At 60.8% G+C, this 12,445-nt stretch carries 15 protein-coding genes; 7 read left to right on the forward strand and 8 right to left on the reverse strand.

The genetic code is table 11. From position 1 onward, the window contains the following. Position 1: 1 nt before the first annotated feature. Positions 2–1,015, forward strand: a complete 1,014-nt coding sequence (locus tag QA648_RS14580; protein ID WP_283047689.1) for a DUF2125 domain-containing protein — start codon at positions 2–4, stop codon at positions 1,013–1,015. A 44-nt stretch (positions 1,016–1,059) separates the two neighbouring features. Here QA648_RS14580 and QA648_RS14585 read toward each other — a convergent pair whose 3' ends face one another. The 3 genes from QA648_RS14585 to QA648_RS14595 form a co-directional block, all read right to left on the reverse strand. Then, positions 1,060–1,989: a prephenate/arogenate dehydrogenase family protein gene (locus tag QA648_RS14585; protein ID WP_283047690.1), complete on the reverse strand. Its 930-nt coding sequence runs from the start codon at positions 1,987–1,989 to the stop codon at positions 1,060–1,062. After that, entirely contained in the window at positions 1,986–3,095 is a 1,110-nt protein-coding gene (hisC, locus tag QA648_RS14590) for a histidinol-phosphate transaminase (RefSeq protein WP_104824531.1), read from the reverse strand. The genes QA648_RS14585 and hisC overlap by 4 nt, the downstream gene beginning before the upstream one ends. A gap of 103 nt (positions 3,096–3,198) precedes the next feature. Then, on the reverse strand, positions 3,199–3,978 hold the full coding sequence (locus QA648_RS14595; RefSeq protein WP_104825233.1) for a class I SAM-dependent methyltransferase: 780 nt from the start codon (positions 3,976–3,978) through the stop codon (positions 3,199–3,201). A 53-nt stretch (positions 3,979–4,031) separates the two neighbouring features. Between QA648_RS14595 and gloB the strand changes: the two genes are divergently transcribed. From gloB to QA648_RS14610, 3 genes are all read left to right on the forward strand, one after another. Further along, positions 4,032–4,802 carry a hydroxyacylglutathione hydrolase gene (gloB, locus tag QA648_RS14600; protein ID WP_104824532.1) on the forward strand — a complete coding sequence of 257 codons (771 nt, stop codon included), beginning with the start codon at positions 4,032–4,034 and terminating at the stop codon, positions 4,800–4,802. Beyond that, positions 4,802–5,227: a cupin domain-containing protein gene (locus QA648_RS14605; RefSeq protein ID WP_104824533.1), complete on the forward strand. Its 426-nt coding sequence runs from the start codon at positions 4,802–4,804 to the stop codon at positions 5,225–5,227. The genes gloB and QA648_RS14605 overlap by 1 nt, the downstream gene beginning before the upstream one ends. Before the next feature lie 174 nt (positions 5,228–5,401). Then, the gene (locus tag QA648_RS14610) at positions 5,402–6,514 is read left to right on the forward strand and encodes an esterase (RefSeq protein WP_283047692.1); all 1,113 of its coding nucleotides are present in this window, start codon (positions 5,402–5,404) and stop codon (positions 6,512–6,514) included. 21 nt (positions 6,515–6,535) lie between these two features. Here QA648_RS14610 and QA648_RS14615 read toward each other — a convergent pair whose 3' ends face one another. Together QA648_RS14615 and QA648_RS14620 are read right to left on the reverse strand one after the other, a co-directional pair. Further along, complete coding sequence (locus QA648_RS14615) at positions 6,536–7,435, reverse strand: EamA family transporter (protein ID WP_283047694.1); 900 nt, start codon at positions 7,433–7,435, stop codon at positions 6,536–6,538. Positions 7,436–7,483: 48 nt separating this feature from the next. Then, on the reverse strand, positions 7,484–8,260 hold the full coding sequence (locus QA648_RS14620; protein ID WP_283047695.1) for a DUF3108 domain-containing protein: 777 nt from the start codon (positions 8,258–8,260) through the stop codon (positions 7,484–7,486). A 237-nt stretch (positions 8,261–8,497) separates the two neighbouring features. Here QA648_RS14620 and rpmB point away from each other — a divergent pair, with 237 nt between their 5' ends. Further along, positions 8,498–8,800, forward strand: coding sequence for a 50S ribosomal protein L28 (rpmB, locus tag QA648_RS14625; protein ID WP_104824537.1), 303 nt, complete (start codon positions 8,498–8,500; stop codon positions 8,798–8,800). A 117-nt stretch (positions 8,801–8,917) separates the two neighbouring features. Then, entirely contained in the window at positions 8,918–9,568 is a 651-nt protein-coding gene (locus QA648_RS14630) for a queuosine precursor transporter (protein ID WP_283047698.1), read from the forward strand. Positions 9,569–9,646: 78 nt separating this feature from the next. Here QA648_RS14630 and QA648_RS14635 read toward each other — a convergent pair whose 3' ends face one another. Next, complete coding sequence (locus QA648_RS14635; protein WP_283047700.1) at positions 9,647–9,841, reverse strand: hypothetical protein; 195 nt, start codon at positions 9,839–9,841, stop codon at positions 9,647–9,649. Positions 9,842–9,848: 7 nt separating this feature from the next. Then, positions 9,849–10,343: a MarR family winged helix-turn-helix transcriptional regulator gene (locus QA648_RS14640; RefSeq protein WP_283047702.1), complete on the reverse strand. Its 495-nt coding sequence runs from the start codon at positions 10,341–10,343 to the stop codon at positions 9,849–9,851. A 236-nt stretch (positions 10,344–10,579) separates the two neighbouring features. Between QA648_RS14640 and QA648_RS14645 the strand changes: the two genes are divergently transcribed. Further along, a complete protein-coding gene (locus QA648_RS14645) occupies positions 10,580–11,356 on the forward strand; it encodes a zinc-binding alcohol dehydrogenase family protein (RefSeq protein WP_283047704.1) in 777 nt (258 codons plus the stop codon). Between the two features lie 25 nt (positions 11,357–11,381). Here QA648_RS14645 and QA648_RS14650 read toward each other — a convergent pair whose 3' ends face one another. After that, on the reverse strand, positions 11,382–12,398 hold the full coding sequence (locus QA648_RS14650; protein WP_283047706.1) for an esterase-like activity of phytase family protein: 1,017 nt from the start codon (positions 12,396–12,398) through the stop codon (positions 11,382–11,384). Positions 12,399–12,445: the final 47 nt, after the last annotated feature.

The raw sequence follows: 12,445 nt of genomic DNA on the forward strand, positions 1-12,445 counted from the left end.
CATGGCAGCGTCAAGCCAGAGCGTAGCATCCGGCAGAGGCAAACGCATGTGGCTCATCGGGCTGGGGCTGATCGTGATCCTTGCCGGGCTTTATACCGGCGGTTGGTTTTATGCGACCACGATGGTGAAGACGACCGTGCTGAAGGCGCTCGGCGAGCAGAAAGACGCAGGCATTTCGGGCGAATGCAGCGACATGGCCTTCAGCGGCTTTCCCTTCTCCATCGGCCTCTCCTGCGCCAAGGTGACCGTCGACGATCATGTGAAGGGCGTTTCCGCCTCCTTCGACAATCTGCATGCCTCGGCGCCGGTCTATCAGCCGAACCATGTCGGCTGGAGCCTGAAATCGCCAGCGGAGATCCGCACCGCGCAGGGTTTGACGGTGTCGGCCGAATGGACGGATCTGCAATCGAACCTCGTCGCCAAGGGCCGTGGCGTGGCGCAGAGCGAGACCGTCATCGATGGGCTAAAGGCTGGCATCGTCTCCTCGTTCACCGGCCAGAGCGCCGACGTGACCGCCGCGCACACCGAAATGCACGCGCGCCAGAACGGCGACGACCTGGAACTGGCGATCGGCATCGAAAATGCCAATGCCGTCATCAAGGATTTTCCGCAGACGCTGCCGACGGCATCGACAAGCGCCGATATCACCTTGACCGGCAAGGCAGGCTTGCTCGACGGCAGCGACGGACACGGCCTTTATGGTGCTGCAGGCGTTCTTCGCAAGGTGGTGATCGATATCGGCGACGGCCGCGTCATGACCCTTTCCGGCCCCTTCAATTTCGACGATCAGGGCTTTCTGTCCGGTCAGTTCAAACTGGAGATCAATCAGATCGGACCATGGGGCGACAGCCTGAAAGCAACGATCCCGGCGGCCAAAAACATGATCGATACCGCCACCAAGCTCCTGAAGTCGCTCGCGGCAGGCGGTGACAAGGTCTCCGTCGATCTCACCGCCGATCGCGGCCGCCTCTCGCTCAGCGGCTTCATTCCGCTCGGCAAGATCCCGCCGATCTGAGAATCAACACCTTCGCCTCAGGGGGGCGAAGGTTATGTCGATACCTACTTCTTCACATCCAGCGCGTGACGCCCGAAATCCGGGGCGTCGACGTCCTGGCCGGCCTCGACGATCGAGCGGCGGATGGCGCGTGTGCGGGTGAAGAGATCGAAAATCTTGTCGCCCTCTCCCCAGCGGATTGCCCGCTGCAGATAGGCAAGATCTTCCGAGAAACGCGCCAGCATTTCCAGAATGGCATCGCGATTGTGCAGGCAGACGTCGCGCCACATCGTCGGGTCGGACGCGGCGAGACGGGTGAAATCGCGGAAGCCGGAGGCGGAATATTTGATCACTTCCGATTCCGTCACCGTCTCCAGATCATCGGCCGTGCCGACGATGTTATAGGCGATGAGATGCGGCAGATGCGAAACGATCGCCAGCACCTTGTCGTGATGGGCGGCGTCCATCTCATCGACGCGCGAGCCGAGCGCTTCCCAGAAATGGCGAAGCCTTTTGACGGCGGCCTCGTCGGTGCCGGGGATCGGCGTGAAGATGCACCAGCGACCCTCGAACAGCCCGGCAAAACCGGCATCAGGCCCGGACTTCTCCGTGCCCGCAATGGGATGGCCGGGAATGAAATGCACATTGCCCGGCATATGCGGCTGCATCTGCGCGATGACGGACGCCTTGGTCGAGCCGACGTCGGTGACGATGGCGCCGGGCTTCAGATGCGCGGAGATTTCCGCCGCAACGCTTCCCGATGCGCCGACCGGCACGGAAACGATGACGAGATCGGCATCCCCAACGGCTTCGGCCGACGATTGCGTATAGCGGTCCCCGAGTTCGAGTTCTTCGGCACGCTTCAGCGTCTCGGCGCTCCGCGTCGAGATTACTACTTCCTTGGCGAGGCCGAGCCGCTTGATATCATAGGCGATCGACGAGCCGATCAGGCCGATGCCGATCAGCGCGATACGGTCGAACTGCACGCTGCTCATGCCTTGCGCCCCATGAATTCGGTCAGGGCATCGATGACGCCCAGATTGGCCTCTTCCGTGCCGATGCTCATGCGCAGCGAATTCGGGAAGCCGTAGGCACGCACCGCACGCAGGATATAGCCGCGGCTGGTCAGGAACTCGTCGGCATCGGCAGCACGTTTGCCCTCGATATCGGGGAAGTGAACGAGCACGAAGTTGGCGACCGACGGCGTCACCTCGAGGCCGATCGATTCGAAGGCCTTCGTCACTTTCTCGATCCAAAGCGTATTGTGCGCCACCGCCTTCTGGGTGAAGGCCTGGTCGCGGATGGCGGCCGCACCGGCGGCAATGGCGGCCGCGTTCATATTGAACGGGCCACGCACACGGTTCAGCGCATCCACCACATCGGCCGGCCCATACAGCCAGCCGACGCGCAGCGCCGCAAGCCCGTAGATCTTCGAGAAGGTACGGGTCATGACGACATTGGGATTAGAGGAGACAAGCTCGAGGCCGGCTTCATAATCGTTGCGGCGGACATATTCGGCATAGGCAGCGTCAAGCACGAGGATAACATGCTTCGGCAAGCCCGCCTGCAGACGGCGGATTTCGCTGACCGGCACATAAGTGCCCGTCGGGTTGGCCGGATTGGCGATGAAGACGATCTTGGTCTTGTCGGTTACAGCGGCAAGAATCGCGTCGACATCGACAGTACGATCCTTCTCCTTGACCGTCACCGGCGTTGCGCCTGCGGCCAGGATCTGGATCTTGTAGATCAGGAAGCCGTGCTCGGTGATGATGCCTTCATCTCCGGCGCTGAGATAGACATGGCAGAGCAGGCCGAGCAGCTCATCGGAACCGTTGCCGCAGAGGATATTGGCGGTGTTCAGGCCGTGAATGTCGGCGATCGCCTGACGCAACTCCGTGGCCTGCCCGTCCGGGTAGCGTTCCAAATGCTCGCCGGCTGCGCGGAAGGCTTCGATGGCCTTGGGGCTTGCACCGAACGGCGTCTCGTTCGAGGAGAGCTTGAACACCCGCGCCACGCCCGGCGCATGCTCCTTGCCCGGCACATAGGCGGCGATATCGAGAATGCCGGGGCGCGGGACGGGCTTGCTCATTTCCATGCTCATGGGATCGACCTTGGGAAGGGCCGGAAAATTCCGGCTTTAGACATCTCGTGGCATTAATGCGGATTGACGAATTTGTCGAGTGTTTGCCAGTTGGCAAGCCTGCTCATGCACCGTCGCGCGTCGTCGGTATGCCGCGCGGCGCCAGCACCGGCACGAAGACGCGGCGCGAGGCGCGGACGGCGACCGGCAGGCCCTGGTAAAGCCGCTTCTGCGCCTCGACGATGATGACGCCGGAAAAAGCCGGCCAGAGCGTACGCCCGATCCGTTCGAAGGCGCGTCTGAGCCGCAGGACGGTGCGCAGCTTCGAGGGCGGAAAGAACAGCGCCTCGGCGGTCGCACCCGGCGTAAAGTTGGTCTCTCGCAGCAGTGAAGTAAGCTGCCCTCGCGAATAGGGCCGGCCGGAGCCGAAGGGTGTATGCTCCATGCGCGCCCATACGCCCGTGCGGTTCGGCACGACGATGACGAGCCGGCCGCCAGGCGCCAGCACTCGCCAAAGCTCCTTCAGCGTCTCGCGCGGGCTTTCGGCGAATTCCAGCGAATGCACCATCAGAACCCGGTCGATGGAACTGTCCGGCAGCGGCAATTCCTCGTCGAAGATCAATGCTGTCGCCGAAACCGAATCCACCGGCCAGTTCACGGCGCCCTGCCCGGCCGGCATGAAGGCGAAAGTGCGTTCGGTGTCGGCGCGGAAACGATCGAGATAGGGAACGGCATAGCCAAGGCCGACAAGCCGTTCTTCCGGCAGCCGCGACCAGATCGAGGAAAGCGCCATGGCGATAGACTGCTCGGCCAAGCGCCCAAGCTCGGAATGATAGAATTGGCGGAGATCGACGATATCGGCGTGCATCGCCACAAATGTTATCAGCCACCCGTTGGACTTCAAGGCCGAACCGCCTACATTCCGATTCAAGCGCATCGATAAGGACTATTTCGACCATGAAACCCTTGGAATTAGAGGTATTTATCTGCCGCTCAGACAATTTCGGCGTGCTCGTCCATGATCCAGAAAGCGGCTACACGGCGTCGATCGACGCGCCTGAAGCAGAGCCTATCCTGGCAGCCGCCAAGCGTCGGGGCTGGACGATTACCCACATCCTCACCACCCATCACCACACCGATCACGTCGAGGGCAATCTGGCGCTGAAGGAGCAATTCGGCTGCGAAATCATCGGCCCGATCAATGAAGCAGTCGCCATTCCCGGCCTCGACCGCGCCGTCAGCGACGGTGACACCTTCGAGTTCGGTGATCATACCGTCAACGTCATCGAGACACCGGGCCATACGGCTGGTCATGTCTGTTACCACTTCGAGGATGACAAGCTGCTTTTTGCCGCCGACACGCTCTTTGCGCTCGGCTGCGGCCGGCTGTTCGAGCGGCCGGCGGCGGATATGTGGGCATCCCTGCAGAAGCTTGCCGTATTGCCGGACGAAACGGCAATCTATTTCGGCCATGAATATACGCTGTCCAACGCCCGCTTTGCCGTTACCATCGATCCCGACAATGAAAGGCTGAAGGCGCGCGCCGCCGATATCGAGGCGCTGAGGGCCGAAGGCAAATTCACCATTCCGACGACGCTCGCGCTGGAGAAAGAAACCAATCCCTTCCTGCGCGCCGCCGATCCATCGATCCGCAGGAATCTGCTGATGGAAAGCCGCAGCAACGAGGAAGTCTTTGCCGAAATCCGCAAGCGCAAAGACAATTTCTGATGCGGCCGGAAGAGATCATCGAGGCACTTTCCATGCAGCCGCATCCGGAAGGCGGCTGGTATGTACAGACGTTCCGCGACGAGCATGGCGGCAACCGCGGCCATTCGACCGCGATCTACTATCTGCTACAGGCGGGCGAACGCTCGCATTGGCATCGGGTGCGCGACGCCGCGGAGGTCTGGCACTACTATGCCGGCGCACCGCTTGCGCTGTATCGCTCCGCCGACGGCAAAACGAGCGAGACGATCGTCCTCGGCGTCGACCTTGCAAAAGGCGAGCGTCCGCAGGCGATCATCCCCGCCGATTGGTGGCAGGCGGCCGAAACTCTCGGCGATTTCACCCTCGTCGGCTGCACGGTCGCGCCGGGCTTCGAATTTTCCAGCTTCGAAATGGCCGCTCCCGGCTGGAAGCCTTCATCAGACTGAGCTTTTCCCGTTCATTGATATCGCGTACGACCCAAGGTGGCTGCTTTGCGCGCAGCCGCCTTGAAAAACCTTCACGCTGCCGCAGCTTTACACGGGGAGAGAGAAATTGGTTGATGTGGAGGAGATTTTTTCGTGCGCTTGTTGTTCCCCGTGTTTGTTTTGGCGGGCTGTGTCATGAGCCTTCCCGCCGCTGCCCTTGACGCTCCCGCCGCACCGCCGGCGGAACGTCCGCTGAAGGAATTCGTCACCTCCGTCGGCAAAGACGGATCGATCACCTTCCGCCTCTACGCTCCTTCGGCAAAAGCCGTCACCGTCGTTCTCGGCTCGCACGATCCGATCGCGCTGCAACGCGGCGATGACGGCATATGGGCTGCCAAAACCGAGCCGATGAAGCCCAACCTCTATGAATACTATTTCAACGTCGACGGCTTTCGCAGCATCGATCCCGGCACAAATTCGCCCAAGCCGCAGCGGCAGGTGAATACCAGCCTCATCCTCGTGCCCGGCAGCATCCTCGATATTCGCAATGTTCCGCACGGCGACCTGCGATTGGTGACACTACATTCCAAAGCGCTCGATTCGGAGCGCCAGATGTATGTCTACACACCGCCCGGCTATAGCAATCCGACGAAGCCACTACCCGTGCTCTATCTCTATCACGGCTTCGGCGACACGGCCGCATCCTGGATTGCGCAGGGACGGGCACCCCAGATTCTCGACAATCTGCTGGCGGAAAAGAAGATCGAGCCGATGATCGTCGTCATTCCGGACACGGAAACCGACGTGCCGGATGCGGTTGCGGAGAATTTCCCCGCCGCCGAACGCCGGAAAAACTTCTATCCGGCAAATGCCGAAGCAGCGGATCGAGAACTCATCGAGGATCTCATCCCCTATATGAAAAACCATTACCAGGTGCGCAGCGATGCTGACGGACGTGCGGTCGCAGGCCTGTCGCAGGGCGGATACCAGGCGCTCGTTTCCGGCCTCTCGCATCTCGGCACCTTCGGCTGGGTCGCGACCTTCAGCGGGGTGAGCACGACCACCGTGTCGAACAAGGCCGTTGACGCAGCCTTGAGCGGCCCTGACAAGGTCAACAAGCTACGCAACTTCACGGTGACGGTTGGAAGCAAGGACCAGGTCGTCGGCAAGGACGTCGCCGGCCTGAAGGCGATGCTCGAAGAGAAGAAAATCAAACACGACTATCAAGAATACCCGGACCTCGGGCATGAGATGGATGTCTGGCGGCCGTCGCTGATCGCATTCCTGCAAAAAGTCTTCAAGGAATAGGCGGCAACGACCGGAGCGGAGCTATTGCGCCGCTTCCGCCTGTGCCGGGCCGGTATTGTCCCGGCGCAGGATCATCCTGTGCGCTGCCAGCACCGCCCCGCCGGTGACCAGAATGCAGGCAAGCGCGATGCTCCAGCTAGGTTCGGCAAAGCCGAACAAAGTGAGGATCAGCGTCGAGAGCAGCGGTGCAGCATAGCTCGCCGCGCCGAGAATCTGGATATCGCCGTTTTTGACGCCGTAATCCCAGGCATAGAAGGCAGCGCCTACCGGAAAAAGCCCGAGCCCGAATACCGCAATCCATTGCGACGCCGCTTCCGGCCAGATCGTATCCTCCAGGCCAAGATGGCAGACGAAGGAAAGGGCTGATGTCGCCAGACAGAAGATAGTGACGACATCGGTCGATACCGCCTCGAATCGGCGGGTGATCAACGAATAGCCGGACCAGGTGAAGGCGCAGAGAAATGCCGCACCGTAGCCGATGGCATGGGCTCCCTCGAAGTGAAACCCGTTGCGGCCGACGATCAGCACCGTGCCGGCAAGACCCATCAGCGCGCCGACGATATGGTACCAGCGCAGCCGCTCGCCCGGCAGGAGCGCTGAGCCGACCACGATCAACAGTGGCCAGAGATAGGCGATCAGCCCCGCCTCGACCGCCGGCGCATGGCGCAGCGCGGTGAAATAGAGGAAATGATAGCCGAACAGCCCGGCGATGCCGGTGATCCAGACCTTGGCCGGCTGGCGCAGCAACTGCAGGCGCTCCGGCCTCACTGCGAGAACAACGATGCCGGGAATGCTGCCGATGGCGAAACAGACGGCAAGCAATTGAAACGGCGGCATCTTACCCGATGCCACCGTCAGCAACGCCAGAAACGACCACATCACGATGGCCGCAAATCCCGTCAATGTTGCGCGAAACTTCAAGTCGGCCCCCAGTCTGTCACCGCGGGCTGCTTCTGCATCGAAAGCCCGCTAGCTGCCGTATTTCACGGCAGTAATCGTCACCGTCCCGTATTGCGTCGGGATACGGACATAGACAGGCGCATATACATTCATGGCATCGGCCTTGGCAAACCAGATCTCCATGCCGTCGCTCTTGGCGAGATAGAGATAATCCTTGCGCGTTCCCTTATAGCCGCTCTTCGGCGTGAAGCGTACACCACAGGCAATCGTCTTACCCTTGAAACCATCCGTCGAAAACGGGTGCGATCCCTTCGGCGACAGTTTCAGATCCATGCGCATCTCGCCGTCGAAGACAGGCAAGGTCTGATTGCAGAAGTTGAGATTGGCGGTCGCCGGAAAGATCATGCCGGAAATCGGATCGAGTACCGAGTGCAGATCTCCGTTGCTGAGCGGAATCCAGCTTTGCGGCCGCTTCGGCTCCGGCGTGATCGTATTCGACGTCACATTGCCGTCGGTATAGGCGACATCATAGGTGCGTTCCTTCTTTCCGCTCTTGTAATAGAGCGTGTAATGCGTCGCCTGCAGCTTGTTATCGCCGACGGTGCCGGTCACATCGGTTTTCGCATCGATCGACGTGACGAGATCGGCGAGGCCCGCCGACGTAATATCGCCCCGGATGGTAAACTGCTTATCCTTGACCTCGGTCTTGAAATCCGCCCTCGCGATCGGAAAACCGGCGAGCGACACGCGATACTGTGTTTCATGCCGCAGTTCCTCGGCCGATGCCGCCAAGGGCATCGACGCCAGCAGGGCCGAAACAAAAAGCCACCTTCCAAAATGAACCATGACCAAAGCCTTCAACAAAGAGCAGACAGCATATATAGGCGCTTTATGCCCTTGCTGCGACAATCAGAAAACAGCAGCTTTTTGACGGAATTGCGGGAAAGCTCAAGGTTTGGCTTGACGTAGCCGGTCGCTCTGACTATAGAACCGCAACTTTCCAATTATGGCCTGTTGGATTGCGCGCCGGGTTTTGCCCGGGATGACTATCCGATGGCCAAGAAAAACAAAAGTAGGTGTACTATGTCCCGCATGTGCGAATTGACCGGCAAGGCCGTCCTCGTGGGCAACAATGTCAGCCACGCCAACAACAAGACCAAGCGTCGGTTCCTGCCGAACCTCTGCCAGGTCACGCTGATTTCTGACGTTCTTGGCCAGCGTTATCGTCTGCGCGTTTCCGCTGCAGCACTCCGCTCGGTCGAGCATCGCGGCGGTCTCGACGCTTTCCTGATCAAGGCAAGCGAAAACGAGCTCAGCATGCGCGCCCGCCTGCTGCGTCGCCAGATCGTCAAGAAGACCGCTGAAGCTGCTGCCGTAGCAGCCTAAGCTTCCGCGCTTCTAGAAATAATACGGGCTGAAAGGCTTGCACGGATAACCTCCGGACAAGCCTTTTTCCATGCCCGGTTTGTTCCTCGAACTGGTGGCATCACCCAGGATAAAAAAATGCTGACGTCACGCTATACGCTTGTCTACGTTCTGCTGATGACGCTCGTCGTCGTCGCCTCCAACATCCTCGTGCAGTATCCGCTGCAGGCTGAGCTCGCCGGTATCAATCTCGCCGACATCCTGACCTGGGGCGCTTTCACCTATCCCGTCGCCTTCCTGATCACCGACCTGACCAACCGCCAGTTCGGGCCGAAGGCCGCGCGCAAGGTGGTCTTCGCCGGCTTCGTCGTCGGCGTTACGCTATCTTTCTTCACCGCACAGCCGCGTATCGCGATCGCCTCCGGCTCAGCCTATCTCGCTGGCCAGCTTCTCGATATCTCGGTCTTCAACCGCCTGCGCCGTATGGCCTGGTGGCGCGCGCCGCTGTTCGGTTCGCTGATCGGCTCGATGCTGGACACGGTGATGTTCTTCTCCTTCGCCTTCGCGCCCTTCTTCGTCTTCTTCGGCCCCAACGATCCCTTCGCAATCGACTGGGCGCCAATTCTCGGCACTTTCTCGACCTCGGCGCCGCGCTGGATTTCCTGGGCGATCGGCGATTTCTCGGTGAAGATGACCGTCGGCTTGGTCATGCTGCTGCCCTATGGCGCGCTGATGAACGTGTTGAAGCCGATGTCGCAGCGGCAGGCACGAGTGACCGCAAGCACCTGAATTAAGGCGGCCGGAGCGACCGAAACTCCTCCCGGCTCTTTTCATGCGGCCTCGCCCATCGACATCTTTTACCCTATCTCAAGCCATTTGCTGGCGGTGCCACAGATAGGCGCGGACGAGATCGCCAAGTTCTATCCTCAAGACCTCCCACCCAAGTTCATCGCGATTCGGGGCGGTATCGATGCCCCCTTCGATGGCGGCGGCGAGCATCCGCCCCGCCACCTCATCACGAGCACGAGCACGATTGCGCTCGCCCGAGCTCGCGGCGATCAAGGCTTCGTCACAAGCGAGGAACGACCGGCGGCTCTTCCTTCACCGCATCGGCGAATTTGCGCATAAGCCGCACCAATTCGTCGATCTCGTCCGGATTCCAGCTTTCGAAGATGGCGCGCCCGATCCTTTCGCGCGCCGCGTCGACCAGATCGGTCATCGCCTTGCCTTTTTCGGTGATGACGGCCTCACGGACACGACGGTCGGCAGCACTCCCCTTTCGCTCGACCAGCCCGAGGCTTTCCAGCTTTGCGACCTGGCGGCTGACGGTGGTGTAATCCCGCCCGACGCGATCGGCCATTTCCACCACGCCGATCGGCCCGAACCGCTCGATACCGACAAGCAACGGAAATAGTGCCCGGTCCAGCGGAATTCCCGCCTCCTTGATCAGCACTTCATCGCGCTGCGGTCGATTTATCACCGCGACGATATCGAGAACCGCCCCATGCAGTTGGCGCAGTTGATCGGCAATATGTGTATTTTGCACTTTTTTTGTTGACGACATTCCTGACTCCCCATATATGTGCATTATACACGTATCATCGAAATCCAAAAGGATAAATGTCATGAAAGCTGCAATCGTCAGGGAAGCAGGGCACGCGCCCGTTTACGGAGATTTCGGCGGGTGAGGTTCGCGTCACCGTTACCGCCGCTGCCATCAGCCATGTCGTCAAGGGCCGGGCCTCAGGCAAGCACTACAGCTCGCACGGCCAGCTCCCCTTTGTCGTCGGCATCGACGGCGTGGGCCGGCTTGACGACGGACGTCGGGTCTATTTCGTCGTGCCGAAAGCGCCGTTCGGCAGCATGGCGGAACACGCCGTGGTGTCCCCGGCCCATTGCATAGCCATGCCCGACGATATCGACGACATCACCGCTGCCGCCATTGCCAATCCCGGCATGTCCTCCTGGGCCGCCTATACCGAACGCGCCAAACTCAAGGCCGGCGAGACCGTACTGATCAACGGCGCCACCGGCACCGCCGGCCGCCTCGCCGTACAGATCGCCAAACATCTCGGCGCAAGCAAGGTGATCGCCACCGGCCGCAACATCGACACCCTACGCTCGCTCGCGGCGATTGGCGCCGATGTGACGATCCCCCTGGTGGAAAACGACGCCGCTCTGGAGGAGACCTTCAAGCAACAATTCGCCGAGGGCGTAGACGTCGTCATCGACTACCTCTGGGGGAGAAGCGCCGAACGCCTCCTGATCGCCGCCGCCAAATTCGGCCGAGATGCCGTGCCCCTGCGATTCGTGCAGATCGGTTCCAGCAGCGGGGCGGATATAACATTGCCGAGCGCGGTGCTGCGTTCTTCCGCAATCGAGCTGATGGGCAGCGGCATCGGCAGTATATCGGTCGACCGGCTCATCCAGGCCGTCGGCGAGCTGTTGCGGGCAACCACTTCGGCTGGCTTCACGGTCGCAGCAAAGCCCGTTCCCCTCTCCGACGTCGAACGGGCATGGCCGGAGGATGACAGCGCGCGGCGCACCGTCTTCACGATGAATGCCGGGATGTCCTGAGGAACCAGGTCAAAGGCGCGGGCCGCTATTTCATGCTGACTGCCGTATCATCCCTCAGCCGGAATTCCAGCATTAGGCTTCGCTGCAGGATCGAATGGTTGTCGTCGGAGACCATGATCAAGTGGATCGTACCATCGGCAGCCCGGAAGGCGTCCAGCCCTTCCATATTGTCGATCTGAAGATTGGACCCTGCTTGGAAGATGACGTTGCCGTCGACGACCGCGCCCGGCTTGATGTCGCCGCCCGCGATGCGGCGGATACGTACGCCGATACCGTGCGCCAGATCGAAGCGCCGCTCCAGCAGCAGTAGATCGCCGTCGGGTAGGAAAACACCGTCGCTGGCATCGAAATCGTCATAATGGCGCACGGTAAAGCGGCCCTTCAACGGTCCGTCCAGAATCGCCGCCAGCATGTTCCCCTGATCGTCCAGGCTGCGCTCCGCGACGATCACCGCTGCTCCCGCAAGCGGGCTCGATTGCGGTGCAATCATCAGGGCTTCCAGGCTGCGGTTGCCGCGCAATAGTTTCTTCGGAATCAGGATCGGAACGCTGCCGTCGGGCGGAGAAGTCTCGAAACCAGGATCGGGATAGGTGTCGACGCGATGATTCTGCTCATAGCTGACGAGCACATGGTTTCCCCGCAGCGCCAGCCCTTCCGCATCCATCGCGCCTTTGCCGGCATCCGTCTCGCCGAAGCGATCGATCATCGGCATGATGTGGGCATCGACAATGCGCCTCAGCCTGCCGTCCTCATCGCGCTCGATGGCCCCCGTCAGCCAATGACCGGTATCCAGGACCGAAACGAAATGACGCTGATCAGGACGGAAGCGGATGGCGGAGAGGGCGCCGAGAAGTGCGTTGCCGGAGCTGAGTTCAAGACCGCCGAGAAATTCGAGCGCACCGAACCGTGTCTGTTCGGAACCGGGCTTGAATGCCGTTATCGCCGTCGCGTGTATTTCCGCCGGCCCACCTTCCGACGTATCCATAGAGCCGCAGCCGGCGAGCAGCATCACAAGCATGGTCGCGCGGCAAAGGCGTTTCATGGGCTCTCACGGGGCCTTGCAACTAGAGCAATTCCAGGAAAAGTGCG

Source organism: Rhizobium sp. CB3171 (genome assembly GCF_029714265.1).
Classification (GTDB): Bacteria; Pseudomonadota; Alphaproteobacteria; order Rhizobiales; family Rhizobiaceae; genus Rhizobium.